Origin of the sequence: Streptomyces sannanensis (assembly GCF_039536205.1) — a bacterium.
GTDB lineage: Bacteria > Actinomycetota > Actinomycetes > Streptomycetales > Streptomycetaceae > Streptomyces > Streptomyces sannanensis.
This window is the reverse complement of the sequence record NZ_BAAAYL010000001.1, coordinates 4,062,630-4,077,005: the sequence shown is the minus strand read 5'-3', so window position 1 is coordinate 4,077,005 and position 14,376 is coordinate 4,062,630. Positions and strand designations below refer to the sequence as shown.

Annotated in this window: 15 protein-coding genes; 3 read left to right on the top strand and 12 right to left on the bottom strand. The window is 72.0% G+C overall.

The genetic code is table 11. The annotated features are described in order from the left end of the window. Nucleotides 1-31: 31 nt before the first annotated feature. Genes ABD858_RS19390 through tsaB form a run of 4 tightly spaced genes read right to left on the bottom strand, consistent with a single transcriptional unit; the run spans nucleotide 32 to nucleotide 2,562 of the window. A complete protein-coding gene (locus tag ABD858_RS19390; RefSeq protein WP_345039230.1) occupies nucleotides 32-280 on the bottom strand; it encodes a hypothetical protein in 249 nt (82 codons plus the stop codon). Beyond that, nucleotides 277-1,386, bottom strand: a complete 1,110-nt coding sequence (gene tsaD / locus ABD858_RS19385) for a tRNA (adenosine(37)-N6)-threonylcarbamoyltransferase complex transferase subunit TsaD (protein ID WP_345039227.1) — start codon at nucleotides 1,384-1,386, stop codon at nucleotides 277-279. The genes ABD858_RS19390 and tsaD overlap by 4 nt, the downstream gene beginning before the upstream one ends. Then, nucleotides 1,379-1,885, bottom strand: coding sequence for a ribosomal protein S18-alanine N-acetyltransferase (rimI, locus tag ABD858_RS19380; RefSeq protein ID WP_345044699.1), 507 nt, complete (start codon nucleotides 1,883-1,885; stop codon nucleotides 1,379-1,381). The genes tsaD and rimI overlap by 8 nt, the downstream gene beginning before the upstream one ends. Nucleotides 1,886-1,908: 23 nt before the next feature. Further along, on the bottom strand, nucleotides 1,909-2,562 hold the full coding sequence (tsaB, locus tag ABD858_RS19375; protein ID WP_345039225.1) for a tRNA (adenosine(37)-N6)-threonylcarbamoyltransferase complex dimerization subunit type 1 TsaB: 654 nt from the start codon (nucleotides 2,560-2,562) through the stop codon (nucleotides 1,909-1,911). A 110-nt stretch (nucleotides 2,563-2,672) separates the two neighbouring features. On the opposite strand from tsaB, the gene ABD858_RS19370 reads away from it, so the two are divergent. Then, nucleotides 2,673-3,221: a L,D-transpeptidase gene (locus tag ABD858_RS19370; RefSeq protein WP_345039223.1), complete on the top strand. Its 549-nt coding sequence runs from the start codon at nucleotides 2,673-2,675 to the stop codon at nucleotides 3,219-3,221. 16 nt (nucleotides 3,222-3,237) lie between these two features. On the opposite strand, the gene ABD858_RS19365 is transcribed toward ABD858_RS19370, so the two are convergent. The 7 genes from ABD858_RS19365 to glmS all read right to left on the bottom strand — a co-directional run bounded on the left by ABD858_RS19365 (nucleotide 3,238) and on the right by glmS (nucleotide 10,616). Further along, a complete protein-coding gene (locus ABD858_RS19365; RefSeq protein ID WP_345039221.1) occupies nucleotides 3,238-3,435 on the bottom strand; it encodes a hypothetical protein in 198 nt (65 codons plus the stop codon). Nucleotides 3,436-3,570: 135 nt separating this feature from the next. After that, complete coding sequence (tsaE, locus tag ABD858_RS19360; RefSeq protein ID WP_345039217.1) at nucleotides 3,571-4,092, bottom strand: tRNA (adenosine(37)-N6)-threonylcarbamoyltransferase complex ATPase subunit type 1 TsaE; 522 nt, start codon at nucleotides 4,090-4,092, stop codon at nucleotides 3,571-3,573. Between the two features lie 135 nt (nucleotides 4,093-4,227). After that, nucleotides 4,228-5,409 carry an alpha/beta fold hydrolase gene (locus ABD858_RS19355; RefSeq protein ID WP_345039215.1) on the bottom strand — a complete coding sequence of 394 codons (1,182 nt, stop codon included), beginning with the start codon at nucleotides 5,407-5,409 and terminating at the stop codon, nucleotides 4,228-4,230. Nucleotides 5,410-5,453: 44 nt separating this feature from the next. After that, nucleotides 5,454-6,596, bottom strand: a complete 1,143-nt coding sequence (alr, locus tag ABD858_RS19350; RefSeq protein ID WP_345044696.1) for an alanine racemase — start codon at nucleotides 6,594-6,596, stop codon at nucleotides 5,454-5,456. Nucleotides 6,597-6,610: 14 nt separating this feature from the next. Further along, the gene (locus tag ABD858_RS19345) at nucleotides 6,611-8,053 is read right to left on the bottom strand and encodes an NAD(P)H-hydrate dehydratase (protein ID WP_345039213.1); all 1,443 of its coding nucleotides are present in this window, start codon (nucleotides 8,051-8,053) and stop codon (nucleotides 6,611-6,613) included. Between the two features lie 350 nt (nucleotides 8,054-8,403). Beyond that, nucleotides 8,404-8,772: a holo-ACP synthase gene (locus tag ABD858_RS19340; protein WP_345039211.1), complete on the bottom strand. Its 369-nt coding sequence runs from the start codon at nucleotides 8,770-8,772 to the stop codon at nucleotides 8,404-8,406. Next, the gene (gene glmS, locus ABD858_RS19335) at nucleotides 8,769-10,616 is read right to left on the bottom strand and encodes a glutamine--fructose-6-phosphate transaminase (isomerizing) (RefSeq protein WP_345039207.1); all 1,848 of its coding nucleotides are present in this window, start codon (nucleotides 10,614-10,616) and stop codon (nucleotides 8,769-8,771) included. Before glmS ends, ABD858_RS19340 begins: the two co-directional genes overlap by 4 nt. Before the next feature lie 149 nt (nucleotides 10,617-10,765). On the opposite strand from glmS, the gene coaA reads away from it, so the two are divergent. Then, entirely contained in the window at nucleotides 10,766-11,746 is a 981-nt protein-coding gene (gene coaA, locus ABD858_RS19330) for a type I pantothenate kinase (RefSeq protein WP_345039205.1), read from the top strand. A gap of 23 nt (nucleotides 11,747-11,769) precedes the next feature. Next, nucleotides 11,770-12,711 (top strand): DUF389 domain-containing protein, encoded by a 942-nt coding sequence (locus ABD858_RS19325; RefSeq protein ID WP_345039202.1) that lies wholly within the window; start codon nucleotides 11,770-11,772, stop codon nucleotides 12,709-12,711. A 202-nt stretch (nucleotides 12,712-12,913) separates the two neighbouring features. Here ABD858_RS19325 and glmM read toward each other — a convergent pair whose 3' ends face one another. Then, nucleotides 12,914-14,272, bottom strand: a complete 1,359-nt coding sequence (gene glmM / locus ABD858_RS19320) for a phosphoglucosamine mutase (RefSeq protein WP_345039200.1) — start codon at nucleotides 14,270-14,272, stop codon at nucleotides 12,914-12,916. Nucleotides 14,273-14,376 lie beyond the last annotated feature (104 nt).

Here is a 14,376-nt window from a genome sequence, read left to right as displayed (position 1 = left end):
TCAGCCCTCACTGCCACCCGTCATCGCGCGCTTACGCGGACGCGAAGCGCCAGCGGTGGACGGACCGGGTGACCAGGCCCGGGTCCGGCTCGGGGAGTTCGGGCAGGTCGGCGTCGTAGGCCGCGTCCCACCAGGTGATGACCAGGACGCGGTCCTGCGGAGCCGTGAAGGTCTCGCGGCGCAGCGGCTCGTGTGCGAGCGGCTGTTCCTTCGCCCAGGTCAGCAGCTCCGGCCCGCGCCCCTCGGCTGCGCGGGCCTCCCACATCAGGGCGACCGTCATGAGTAGAGGTTGTCCTTGCTGAGCTCGTGCAGGTGGTCGTGGTCGTGGCTGTGGCCGTGCGTATGGCCCGGCACATGCGGGTCCGTCACCGGGAGGGAGGAGTCCGCCGAGAGGCCCAGGTCCGAGGCGGGGCGGTTGCGGGCGACCATCTCGGCGCCCAGGGCCGCGACCATCGCGCCGTTGTCGGTGCACAGGCCCGGGCGGGGGACGCGCAGGCGGATACCGGCCCGCTCGCAGCGTTCCTCCGCCAGCGCGCGCAGCCGGGAGTTGGCGGCGACGCCGCCGCCGATCATCAGATGGTCGACGCCTTCGTCCTTGCAGGCGCGGACGGCCTTGCGGGTGAGGACGTCGACGACCGCCTCCTGGAAGGAGGCCGCCACATCACGTACCGGGACCTCCTCGCCCGCCCTGCGCTTGGCCTCGATCCAGCGCGCGACCGCGGTCTTGAGGCCGGAGAAGGAGAAGTCGTACGCGGGGTCGCGCGGGCCGGTGAGTCCGCGCGGGAAGGCGATGGCGGTGGGGTCGCCCTCCTTCGCGAGGCGGTCGATGACCGGGCCGCCGGGGAAGCCCAGGTCGAGCACCCGGGCGATCTTGTCGAAGGCCTCGCCCGCCGCGTCGTCGATCGTGGAGCCCATGGGGCGGACGTCGGAGGTGATGTCGGGGGCGAGCAGCAGCGAGGAATGGCCGCCCGAGACCAGCAGCGCCATCGTCGGCTCGGGCAGCGGGCCGTGCTCCAGCTGGTCGACGCAGATGTGGGAGGCGAGGTGGTTGACGCCGTACAGCGGTTTGCCGAGCGCGTACGCGTACGCCTTCGCAGCCGAGACGCCGACCAGCAGGGCGCCCGCCAGCCCGGGGCCGGCCGTCACCGCGATGCCGTCGAGGTCCTTCGCGGAGACACCGGCCTGCTTCAGGGCGCGCTCGATGGTCGGCACCATCGCCTCGAGGTGGGCGCGGGAGGCGACCTCCGGCACGACACCGCCGAAGCGGGCGTGCTCCTCGACGCTCGACGCGATGTCGTTCGCGAGCAGGGTGGTGCCGCGGACGATGCCGACGCCGGTCTCGTCGCATGAGGTCTCGATACCGAGGACGAGGGGTTCGTCAGCCATGGATCTCAGTTCCTTGTACTTGGAGGCGCATGACGAGGGCGTCGACATTGCCCGGCTGGTAGTAGCCGCGGCGGAAGCCGATGGGCTCGAAGCCGAAGCGTTCGTACAGCTTCTGGGCGCGCGTGTTGTCCACCCGCACTTCGAGGAGCACCTCGTCGCACTCGAAGGCGGTGGCGTGCTTGAGCAGGTCGGTGAGGAGTCGGGCACCGAGGCCGGTGCCCCAGTGCTCGCGGGCGACGGCGATGGTCTGTACGTCACCGAGCCCGCCGGCGGCGGCCAGGCCGGCGTAGCCCACGATGCGGCCGCCCTCCGAGGCGGAGCCGCTGTCGGACCCCGCGGCGGAGCCGCTGTCGGACACTGCGGCCACGACATAGCGGCGGGTGGCCTGCGGGCCGCGCGCATGGGCGAGCTCGGACCAGAACATGCCGGCCGACCAGGCGTCCTCGGGGAAGAGCCGGCGCTCCATCTCCAGCACCGGTTCGATGTCCCACCAGCGCATCTCACGCAGCACAGGGGCACCGCTCACCGGGGAGTGACCACCTTGTAGTTCTTGGGCACCTGCGCGTCCGGGCGGCGCAGGTACAGCGGCCGGGGCTCCAGCAGCGGCTCCCCTGCGGCCAGCCGCTCCGCGGCCAGCGCGGCCAGGGCGGCCGCCGACTGGTGCTCGGGGCCGCGCGCGTCCGGGAAGACCTCGGGGTAGAGCAGGGCGCCCGCGCCGACCACCGGGAGGCCCGCGACGTCGCAGGCGATCTCGGCGGGGCGGTCCACCGCGGGTTCGGTCACCCGGGTCCGGGAGTCCGTGTACCGCGCCCAGTAGACCTCCTTGCGGCGCGCGTCCGTCGCCACGACGAAGGGCTCGTCGAGCCCGGACGCGTACGCCAGCCCGTCCAGCGTGCACAGTCCGTGCACCGGTACGCCCAGCGCCAGGCCGAAGGCCGAAGCGGTCACCAGGCCGACCCGCAGGCCGGTGTACGGGCCGGGGCCGACGCCGACGACCACGTCCGTCACGGCGTCGAGTTTCAGGCCGGCCTCGGCCAGCACGCGGTCGACGGACGGCAGCAGCAGCTCCCCGTGCTTGCGCGCGTCGACCTGACTGGACGCGGCGACGACGTTCCGGCCGTCGTGGAGAGCGACGGTGACGGCTGGTGTGGCGGTATCAACGGCGAGCAAGAGCACGCAAACAGCCTACGGCCCCCGCGGCAGGGGCACGGCGTCCCGTCCCACCCGGCGCCTGCTGCTACCGTCACGACGAATCCGTACACACCCGGACGAAGAGGTGGAAGCCGGTGTCAAGCAGTAGCTCGGGACTCGTGGCCGGGCTCACCGCGGTCTCTCTCGCCGCGGTCGGCTTCCTGGCCTACCAGGCGTCGGCGAACGCGCCCTCCTCCGTGGAGCTGGCCGAGCGTCGACCCTCCGCGACAGGGTCCGGGGGCGACGAGCCACGCAGAAACCCGCTGTCGATCCCCAGGAACTCGGGCATGGGACTGCGGGTCGTCTACTCGCCGAACGCCAAGCGGGTCTGGCTGATCAACGAGCGGGGCAGGGCCAAGCGGACCTTCCCGGTGGTGCCGGGCACGGCGACGCCGAAGCCCGGCACGTACTGGGTGACCTCCCGGACCGGATACACCACCGGCACGGACGGGGTGAGGGTCGAGCATGTCGTGCGGTTCGCGAAGGCGGACGAGGTCACCGTCGGCTTCAGCGCCGCCGTGGACGGCTCGCTGCCCGCGCCCGATCCGAAGAAGAAGACCGGCGGCGTACGGATGGCCCGGGCGGACGGCGACGCCATGTGGTCCTTCGCGACGATCAGCACGATCGTCGTCGTCGTTCCCTGATCTTCACCCGTACGGGCTATGCGGCGTCGCGCCGCTGATTGATCTCCCCGGTCACGGATTCCTCGGCCAGGGGCTCCTCGGGCACCTTCTCCGACTCCCTCAGTGGCGGCGTGGAGACCGCCGAGGCCGCCGCGCAGGACGCCAGCAGCTCACTCATCGACAGGGCCGACGGCGACGGGGGCCGCTGGTGCGCATCGCGTTCTGAGGCCGGCATGGACGCCTCCCGAGGCTTCGGAGCACACATGGTTAGGCAGACCTAACCAGTTATCCCTATCCATGTGACCATGCCCGGTCCGGCCTGCGCAACACCTTGCCGACGAGTTGTCGGAAAATGCACACGGACCAGGGATCAGCCGGCCAGCGACGGCAGATCCGCGTCCGACCAGCGCGGGCCGATGCCCGTCACCGTGACCTCACGGTGCTCGTCCGTCGTGTCGCCCACCGTGCGGTGGATCACCACGTGCAGCCGGTCGTCCGACAGATCCTCGACCCTGCCCACGCCCCACTCGACGACCACCACGGAGTCCGGCAGCGAGACGTCGAGGTCCAGGTCCTCCATCTCGTCGAGCCCGCCGTCCAGCCGGTACGCGTCGACATGGACCAGCGGCGGACCGTCCACCAGCGACGGATGCACCCGGGCGATCACGAAGGTCGGCGAGGTGACGGCGCCACGGACACCCAGGCCCTCACCCAGACCGCGGGTCAGCGTCGTCTTGCCCGCGCCGAGCTCGCCGGTGAGCAGCACCAGATCGCCGGGCCGCAGCAACTCGGCCAGCCTGCGGCCCAGCTCCTTCATCTGCTCGGGCGAGGTGATCAGAATGGGGGCGGTGGTGCCGGCTGTCCCAGCCGCCGGGCTGTGCGGTGTTTCCATCAGTTTCCTCGAAGCGACGCCAAGCGCCGTGCTAGCTTCCTCTCGCCCCTTCAGGGGGCGGTTCGGGCTGGACCGCAACCCGCACGGGTTGGAAGCCTGCCGCGTCAGCGGTGGGCGGAATCACACGTGCCCACGTTAGCCGCACGGTAGGAGTACCCCGACACGTGCCAGCAGATCGGCCAGCCGGTCGGTGACCGTCTCGGGGTGCTCCAGCATCACCAGATGCCCGCCGTCCGGCACGATCACCAGCTCCGCGTCCGGCAGCAGGTCCGCGATGGCCTCGCTGTGCGAACTGGGGGTCACCAGATCCCGGTCCCCCGCCAGCACCAGCACGGGGACCTCCGAGAAGACGTTCAGCGCGTCCGCCTTGTCGTGATCGGTGAACGCCGGATAGAACTCCGCGACCACGTCGATCGGGGTGCTCTCGATCATCCGCTCGGCGAACCGGGCGACCGCGGGGTCCACGTCCTTCGAACCGAACGAATACCGCTTGATCAGGCCGGCGAACAGATCCGCCGTGGCCCGCCGCCCCCGCTCCACCAGCTCCGCCTGCGAACCGAGCGCCCGCAGCACACCCGGGAGCACACGCCGCAGCGCGTTCACGCCCGCCACCGGCAGGCCGTAGTTCACCTCGCCGAGCTTGCCGCACGACGTGCCGACGAAGGCGACGCCGACGACGCGTTCGCGGATCAGCTCCGGGAACTGGTCCGCAAGCGCCATGATCGTCATACCGCCCATGGAGTGACCGACCAGCACCAGCGGCCCCTTCGGCGCCGCCGCGTGGATGATCGCCCTCAGATCACGGCCCAGCTGATCGATGTCGACCGGCACACCGTCCCGCGCCTGTGTCACTCCGCGCCCCGAGCGGCCGTGGCTGCGCTGGTCCCAGTGCACGGTCCGTACGACACCGCGCAGCGCGGCCCGCTGGAAGTGCCAGGAGTCCTGACTGAGGCAGTAACCGTGGCTGAAGACCACCGTGACGGGCGCGGGCAGCTTCCGTCCGAACAGCCGGCGCTTGCGCGGTTCGGACGCGCCGTCCGGGTCGAGCTCGTCCGTCTCGTACTGGAGCACCGTTCCGTCGTCGGCCGACACCCGGCCCGCGGTGCCGCGCAGCGAGCCGTACGGACCCACGGCGTCCAGCGCCAGCCGGGCCTTCTGGCGCATCCCGCGGCCCACGGTGAGCCGCTCGACCGCCACACCCGCCGCCGCGCCCGCGGCGAGCACGCCGATCGCGGCACCGGCCAGGCCCGCCCGGCGCCAGTTGTCCGCCACCGCGGCGGCCGTGGCCGCCACGTCCCCCGTGCTGGTCTCGCTCACCGTGCCGCTCCGTCCACTGCTAGTCGGGACACTCGTTCACGCCGCTACCTGTTCACATAGACGCGGGGGACACGCGTACCGATCCTCGTCACGATCTCGTACGCGATGGTGCCCGCCGCCTCCGCCCAGTCCTCGGCGGTCGGCTCGCCCCGGTCACCCGGTCCGAACAGCACCGCCTCCGCGCCCGGCTCGACCGTGTCCCCGTCCAGATCGACGACGAACTGGTCCATGGCGATCCGGCCCGCGGCCCTGCGGACCTTTCCCCCCACCAGCACCGGGCCGCGGCCCGAGGCGTGACGCGGTATGCCGTCGGCGTAACCGAGCGGCACAAGGCCGAGGGTGGTGTCCCGCGGCGTGATGTAGTGATGCCCGTAACTCACGCCGTGACGCGCCGGAACAGCCTTGGTCAGCGCCACCGACGCGGCGAGCGTCATCACCGGCCGCAGCCCGAAGTCGGCCGGGGTGCCCAGCTCGGGGCTCGGCGAGATCCCGTACATCGCGATACCGGTCCGTACCAGGTCGAAATGCGCCTCCGGGAGCGTCAGCGTCGCCGGGGAGTTGGCCATGTGCCGCACCTCCGGCTCGACGCCCTCCTTCTCGGCGTAGGCCACCATGTCCCGGAAGACCGACAGCTGAGCGGCGATCGAGGGATGGCCCGGCTCGTCCGCGCAAGCGAAGTGCGACCACAGCCCGGTGACCCTGACGGTCCCCTCCGTCTCGGCCGCCAGCGCCTGCTGGACCAGCTCCGGCCAGTCGGCCGGCTGGCAGCCGTTGCGGCCCAGTCCGGTGTCCGCCTTCAGCTGGACACGCGCCGGGCGGCCGGCCTGCCGGGCCGCCGCCGTCACCTCACGCAGCGCCCACATGCCGCTCACCGACACATCCACGTCCGCCTCGACGGCCTCTCTCCAGGGGCCGCCCGGCGTCCACAGCCAGCACATCAGCGGGGCCTCGATCCCCGCGGCGCGCAGCGTCAGCGCCTCGTGCGGGGTGGCGGTACCGAGCCAGGTGGCGCCGGCCCCGAGGGCCGCTCTGGCACAGGGCTCGGCGCCGTGCCCGTACGCGTCCGCCTTCACGACAGCCATCACCTGTGCGGAGTGTGGCTGTACGCGCTCGCGGATCGCACGGACATTGGCGCGCAGTGCGGCCAGATCTATCTCCGCCCGGGCTCGCATGGGTGTGTGGGTCATCGCGCTCATCCCGCTCAGTCTCTCAGAACGTCCCGGATGTCCCGCCAGGCCGCAGGGAGCGCTGCCGCGACCTCGGAGGCGATGACCGGCGCGCCCCGGGAGGCATGCCGGGCCGCCAGGCCGTGCAGGTATGCCGCGACCGACGCCGCGTCCAGGGGCTCCAGACCCGCCGCGAGCAGGGCCCCGGCAAGGCCCGACAGGACGTCACCGCTGCCGGCGGTGGCCAGCCAGGGCGTGCCGGTCGGGTTGACCCGTACGGGGCTTTCGGGGTGCGGGCCGACGACCAGGGTGGTGGATCCCTTCAGCAGCACGGTGGCGCCGTACTTCTCGGCGAGCGCGCGCACGGACGCGAGCCGGGCGGCCTCGACCTGCTCGCGCGCCACGCCCAGCAGCGCCGCCGCCTCGCCGGCGTGCGGGGTGAGCAGGGTGGGCGCCGTACGGGACCGCACCCGCGCGGCGTCGAGCAGCCGCAGACCGTCCGCATCCACCAGGACGGGCACGTCCTCCGCGATCACCTCGTCGAGGAAGTCCCGCCCCGAATCCCCCAGGCCAGGACCCACCACCCAGGACTGCACCCGCCCCGCCTTCCCGGGCGGCCCCTGGTGGACCAGCGTCTCCGGGAACCGGGCGATCACCGCGTCCGCGGCCGGCCCGACGTACCGCACGGCCCCCGCGCCACCCCTCAGCGCCCCCGCGACGGCGAGCACGGCCGCGCCGGGGTAACGGGCCGACCCCGCGACCACGCCGACCACGCCCCGCCGGTACTTGTCGGACTCCGCGTCCGGTACGGGCAGCAGACCCGCCACATCCCGGTACTGGAGCGCCTCCGCATCCGCCGTGGGGGGCAGCTCCAGCCCGATCTCCACCAGCCGTACGGCCCCCGCGTAATCCCGGGCCGGGTCGATCAGCAGCCCCGGCTTGTACGTGCCGAAAGTCACCGTGACGTCGGCGCGCACGGCCTCGCCCCGCACCTCGCCCGTGTCCGCCTCGACGCCGCTCGGCAGATCGACGGCGACCATGACGGCGTCCGTGCCCAGCGTGGCCCGCACCAGCTCCACCGCGTCCGGTCGCAGCCCGCCGTGGCCCCCGATCCCGGTGATCCCGTCCAGCACGAGGTCGGCGGCGCGCAGCGCCCCGTACGGGTCCTCGGCGACCCGCCCGCCCGCGGCCCTCAACGCGGCCAGGCCCGCGCTGTGCGCCCGGTCCGGCGCGAGCAGCACCGCCCGGACCCCGGCCCCGCGCCGCGCCAGCCGGGCGCCGGCGTACAGCGCGTCGCCGCCGTTGTCCCCGCTGCCGACGAGCAGCACGATCCGGGCGCCGGTGACGCGGCCCAGCACATCGGCACACACGGCGGCCAGCCCGGCGGCGGCCCGCTGCATGAGCGCGCCCTCCGGCAGCCGCGCCATGAGCTCGCGCTCGGCGGCTCGTACGGTCTCCACGCAGTACGCAGTACGCATGCCGCAGAGTCTGCCGCACGGGGGTCCGCCGGGGCGGCGTTGCCGCGGTGTGACCGCGCCGGTGTGACCGCGCTCCGTCCGGGCGGCCTGAGTGTCCGTCCTCAAACGCCGGACGGGCTGGGGGTTGCTGCCGGTTGCCGGTGGCCGTTGCGGGGGTACCGTCCGGGCCGGGCATGATTTACGCCGCGCGAACTCGCGGTCCGTGGAGGTGACCGGCACGTTCGCGCGTCACAAATCACGTTTTACGGCCCGGCCGCCACCCCCTCCACGGCCCCCTTCACACGCCACCGAGGCGGTAGACAGACGTCCCCCGGGTCGAGCGAAGCCGTCGTCGCAGCCGCACGCAGGGGCTAACCCTCCGCGATGACCACCGCCGAGGCGACGCCCGCGTCGTGGCTCAGGGAGACGTGCCACGCGCGTACGCCTCGCTCCTCCGCCGCGGCCGCGACCGTGCCCTTCACCCTCAGCCGAGGGCGGCCGCTGTCCTCCGTGTAGACCTCGGCATCGGTCCAGTGGAGGCCTGACGGGGCGCCCAGAGCCTTCGCGATGGCCTCCTTGGCGGCGAAACGGACCGCCAGGGAGGCCACGCCGCGCCGCTCGCCGCTGGGGAGGAACAGCTCCCGTTCGACGAAGAGGCGCTGCGCCATTCCCGGTGTGCGCTCGAGCGCCGCCGCGAAGCGGTCGATCTCGGCGACGTCGATGCCGACTCCGATGATCATTCGACCGTGACCGACTTCGCCAGGTTCCTGGGCTGGTCGACCTCGTTGCCCCGGGCCGTCGCCAGTTCGCAGGCGAAGACCTGGAGCGGCACGGTGGCGACCAGCGGCTGGAGCAGGGTCGGCGTGGCCGGGATACGGATCAGGTGGTCGGCGTACGGGACGACCGCCTCGTCGCCCTCCTCGGCGATCACGATGGTCCGGGCGCCCCGCGCGCGGATCTCCTGGATGTTGGAGACGATCTTGTCGTGGAGGACCGAGCGGCCCCGCGGGGACGGGACGACCACGACCACGGGCAGGTCGTCCTCGATCAGCGCGATCGGTCCGTGCTTCAGCTCACCCGCCGCGAAGCCCTCCGCGTGCATGTACGCGAGCTCCTTGAGCTTGAGCGCGCCTTCCAGGGCGACCGGGTAGCCCACATGACGGCCCAGGAAGAGAACCGTGTTCTTGTCCGCCAGCGACCGGGCCAGCTCGCGCACCGGCTCCATGGTCTCCAGGACCTTCTCCACGTCGACGGCGATGTCGGCGAGGTCCCGGATGACGGCCCGGATCTCGTCGCCCCACTTGGTGCCGCGCACCTGGCCCAGGTAGAGGGCGACCAGGTAGCAGGCGACCAGCTGGGTCAGGAAGGCCTTGGTGGAGGCGACGGCCACCTCGGGGCCGGCGTGGGTGTAGAGCACCGCGTCCGACTCGCGAGGGATCGTCGACCCGTTCGTGTTGCAGATGGCCAGCACCTTCGCGCCCTGCTCACGGGCGTGGCGCAGCGCCATCAGCGTGTCCATGGTCTCGCCGGACTGGCTGATGGCGATGACGAGCGTGCGCGGGTCGAGGATCGGGTCCCGGTAGCGGAACTCGCTCGCGAGCTCGGTCTCGCACGGGATGCGCGTCCAGTGCTCGATGGCGAGCTTGGCGATCATGCCGGCGTGATACGCGGTGCCGCACGCCACGATGACGACCTTGTCGATCTCGCGCAGGACGGAGTCCGGGATACGGACCTCGTCCAGCGTCAGCGAGCCCTCGCCGTCGATACGGCCCAGCAGGGTGTCGGCGACCGCCTTCGGCTGCTCGGCGATCTCCTTGAGCATGAAGTAGTCGTAGCCGCCCTTCTCGGCGGCGGACGCGTCCCAGTCCACGTGGAACTCGCGGACCTCGGCCGGCTTGCCGGCGAAGTCCGTCACCGTGACGCCGTCCCGGCGCAGCTCGACGACCTGGTCCTGGCCCAGCTCGATCGCGTCACGCGTGTGCGCGATGAACGCGGCCACGTCGGAGGCGAGAAAGGCCTCGCCCTGCCCGACACCCACCACCAGCGGCGAGTTGCGGCGGGCGCCGACCACGACATCCGGCTCGTCGGCGTGCACCGCGACCAGTGTGAAGGCGCCCTCCAGGCGCCGGCACACCTGCCGCATGGCCTCGGCAAGGTCGGCGGTCGACGAGTACGACTCGGCGAGCAGATGCGCCACGACCTCGGTGTCGGTCTCCGAGGCGAGATCGTGCCCGCGCTCGGTCAGCTCGGCGCGCAGCCGGGCGAAGTTCTCGATGATGCCGTTGTGCACGACGGCGACGCGCCCGGCGTTGTCCAGGTGCGGGTGGGCATTGGCGTCCGTGGGCCCGCCGTGGGTGGCCCACCGGGTGTGGCCGATACCGGTGCTCCCGGCCGGCAGCGGCCGGTCGACGAGCTCCTTCTCCAGGTTGACGAGCTTGCCCGCCTTCTTCGCGGCGGCGAGCCCGCCGTCGGCGAGGACGGCGACACCCGCCGAGTCGTAGCCCCGGTACTCGAGCCGCTTCAAGCCCGCGATGACCACATCGAGCGCCGACTGTCCGCCTACGTAACCAACGATTCCGCACATGGCGTGAAGCCTACGGCCTGCGGGGCCCCGGACCTTCTCCAGGGACGCTCTCCCGCCCTTGATGCCGGGCAGCGCGTACCGGGCGCTCCGGGCGCGGGCGTGACCGAGCCCACCCCCCACGGACGCGGCTCACGCACGACAATGGCCGTGTGATCACTTCGCCGCCACGAAGCACGCAGCGCCGGGCTGCCGAATCGACGCCGTACGTCGACCTCACCCGCACCGAGTGGAGCGCGCTGCGGGACAAGACGCCGCTGCCGCTGACCGCCGAGGAGGTCGAGCAGCTGCGCGGCCTGGGCGATGTCATCGACCTCGACGAGGTGCGCGACGTATATCTGCCGCTGTCGCGGCTGCTGAATCTGTACGTCCAGGCCACGGCCGAGCTGCGCGGCGCGCTCAACACCTTCCTCGGCGAGAACGGCACCCAGCGCGGCACGCCCTTCGTCATAGGCGTCGCCGGGAGCGTGGCCGTGGGCAAGTCCACGGTGGCCCGGCTCCTCCAGGCGCTACTGGCCCGCTGGCCGGAGCATCCGCGGGTGGAGCTGGTCACCACGGACGGCTTCCTGCTGCCGATGCAGGAGCTCCGCGCGCGCGGCCTGACCTCGCGCAAGGGCTTCCCGGAGTCGTACGACCGCAGGGCCCTGACCCGGTTCGTCGCCGACATCAAGGCCGGCAAGGACGAGGTGACGGCCCCCGTCTACTCGCACCTCATCTACGACATCGTGCCGGGCGAGCTGCTGACCGTACGCCGTCCGGACATCCTGATCGTCGAGGGCCTCAATGTGCTGCAGCCCGCGCTGCCGGGCAAGGACGGCCGCACCCGGGTCGGACTCGCGGACTACTTCGACTTCAGCGTGTACGTGGACGCGCGGCCCGAGGACATCGAGCAGTGGTACCTCAACCGCTTCCGGAAGCTTCGCGAGACGGCCTTCCAGGATCCGTCGTCGTACTTCCAGAGGTACACGAAGGTCGGTGAAGAGGAAGCGCTCGACTACGCCCGCACGATGTGGCGGACGATCAACAGGCCGAATCTCCTGGAGAATGTGGCGCCCACCCGCGGCCGTGCCACGCTGGTTCTGAGGAAAGGCCCCGATCACAAGGTCCAACGGCTGTCTCTGCGCAAACTCTGAGGCAAGACCCTGAGGAGCTCGTTGTGCTGCATCTGCGCCTGATCGTGCCGGCCGAGCTCACCGAAGAAGTCGTGCAGACCGTGGAGAAGACGGTCGGGACCACGCACCTGGTCGTCCTCCCGGGCGCCGCCCGCAACCCCGAGGGCGACCTGGTGCTGTGCGATGTGACGCGCGAGCTGGGCCACAAACTGATCGCCGACCTGCGGGCACTCGGCATCGAGGAACACGGCTCGATCGCCGTCGAGAACATCGATCTGTCGCTGTCCCGACGCGCGGAACAGGCCGCGCAGGAGGCACCCGGCGAGGCCGCGGACGCGGTGGTGTGGGAGCAGCTGACGGAGGCGACCCACGAGGAGTCGACGCTCACCATCACCTATGTCGCGTTCCTGGCGCTCGCGACCATGATCGCCGCGTGCGGTGTGGTGCTGGACAACGCGATCCTGATCGTGGGCGCGATGGCGGTCGGCCCCGAGTTCGGCCCACTGGCCGGGATATGCGTCGCGCTCGTGCAGAAACTGCGGCGGCGGGTGTGGCGCTCACTGTTCACGCTGGTCCTGGGCTTCGCGGTGGCCATGGTCGTGACGGTCGTCTTCAGCACCGTCATGGACGCGGCCGGCCTGTTCAGCATCGCCCAACTGGAGGCCGCGCGCCCCAACACCGGCTTCATCTACCGGCCCGACTGGTTCTCGTTCGTGGTCGCGCTCCTGGCCGGCTCGGCCGGAACGCTCTCACTGACCTCGGCGAAGTCGGGCGCGCTGGTGGGCGTCGCGATCTCGGTGACGACGGTGCCCGCCGCGGCGAACGCGGCTGTCGCCTTCAGCTACGGCGACTTCCACCAGGCCTGGGGCTCCACCGAACAGCTGGCCTTCAACCTGGGCGGGATCATCCTGGCCGGCACGCTCACACTGCTCGCCCAGAAGGCACTCTGGGCGAGCCAGCGGGGCCGTATGGCCCGTAGGCCGTAGTCGGCCCAGGCCGGGGGATGTGGCCGGTCCTGGCCCAGCGCGGACTTCACCACGTCGGCCAAACGACCCGCCACCGAGCGGGCGTGCTCGATGTCCGACGCCTCGACCATGCCGCACCCCCCGGGGAGCGACCCCCCGGACCCCCACGCACATCCCCCGGGCCACCGACACAGAACCAGGCGACCCGGCCGCAAGCCCCGTCCTAGCCCAGCGCGGACTTCACCACGTCGGCCAAACGACCCGCCACCGAGCGGGCGTGCTCGATGTCCGACGCCTCGACCATCACGCGGACCAGCGGTTCCGTGCCCGAGGGGCGGAGCAGGACGCGGCCGGTGGTGCCCAGCTCGCGCTCCGCGTCGGTCACCGCGGCGGCCAGCTCGGCGGAGGTGTCGACGCGGGACTTGTCGACGTCCTTCACATTGACCAGGACCTGCGGCAGGCGCTCCATGACGTCAGCGAGTTCGGCCAGCGAGCGGCCGGTGGCGGCGACGCGGGCGGCCAGCATCAGGCCGGTGAGGGTGCCGTCGCCGGTCGTGGCGTGGTCGAGGATGATCACGTGGCCGGACTGCTCGCCGCCCAGCGCGTAGCCGTGCTCCTTCATCGACTCCAGGACGTAGCGGTCGCCGACCGCCGTCTGGACCAGGGCGATGCCCTCGCGCTCCATGGCAAGCTTGAAGCCCAGGTTGGACATGACCGTGCCGACCACGGTGTCGTTGCGCAGCTGCCCGGCCTCGCGCATGGCGAGCGCCAGCACCGCGAGGATCTGGTCGCCGTCGACCTCGTTGCCGGCCGCGTCCACGGCGAGGCAGCGGTCGGCGTCGCCGTCGTGTGCGATGCCGAGGTCGGCCTTGTGCTCGACCACGGCGGCCTTGATCAGGTCCAGGTGGGTGGAACCGCAGTTGTCGTTGATGTTGAGGCCGTCCGGCTCGGCGCCGATCGTGACGATCTCGGCGCCGGCCCGTGCGAAGGCCTCCGGCGAGACCCGGGCGGCCGCGCCGTGCGCCTCGTCCAGGACGACCTTCAGCCCGTCGAGGCGGTTCGGGAGGACGCCGATGAGGTGCGCGACGTACTTGTCGAAGCCCTCGTCGTAGTCCGTGACCCGGCCCACGCCCGCGCCGGTCGGCCGGTCCCAGGGCGCACCGGTGCGGTGTTCCTCGTAGACGGTCTCGATACGGTCCTCCAGCTCGTCGGCGAGCTTGTGACCGCCGCGGGCGAAGAACTTGATGCCGTTGTCGGGCATGGCGTTGTGGCTGGCGGACAGCATCACGCCGAGGTCGGCTCCCAGCGCCCCGGTGAGGTACGCGACCGCGGGGGTGGGCAGGACACCGACGCGCAGCACGTCGACGCCCGCGCTGGCCAGGCCCGCCACGACGGCGGCCTCCAGGAACTCTCCGGACGCGCGAGGATCACGCCCGACCACCGCCTTCGGCCGATGGTCCTCGAACGTACCCGCCTCGGCGAGCACATGTGCCGCCGCGACCGACAGGCCGAGCGCCAGCTCCGCCGTCAGATCCGCGTTGGCGACACCGCGCACACCGTCCGTGCCGAAGAGTCGTGCCACTGCTGTCCTCCATTGCGATCCACCAGGCGCCACGCCCGGGCGCCTGCCACTGGGACGAGAAACGAACGCCCCGGCAGCACAAGTGTGCCGCCGGGGCGAACGTA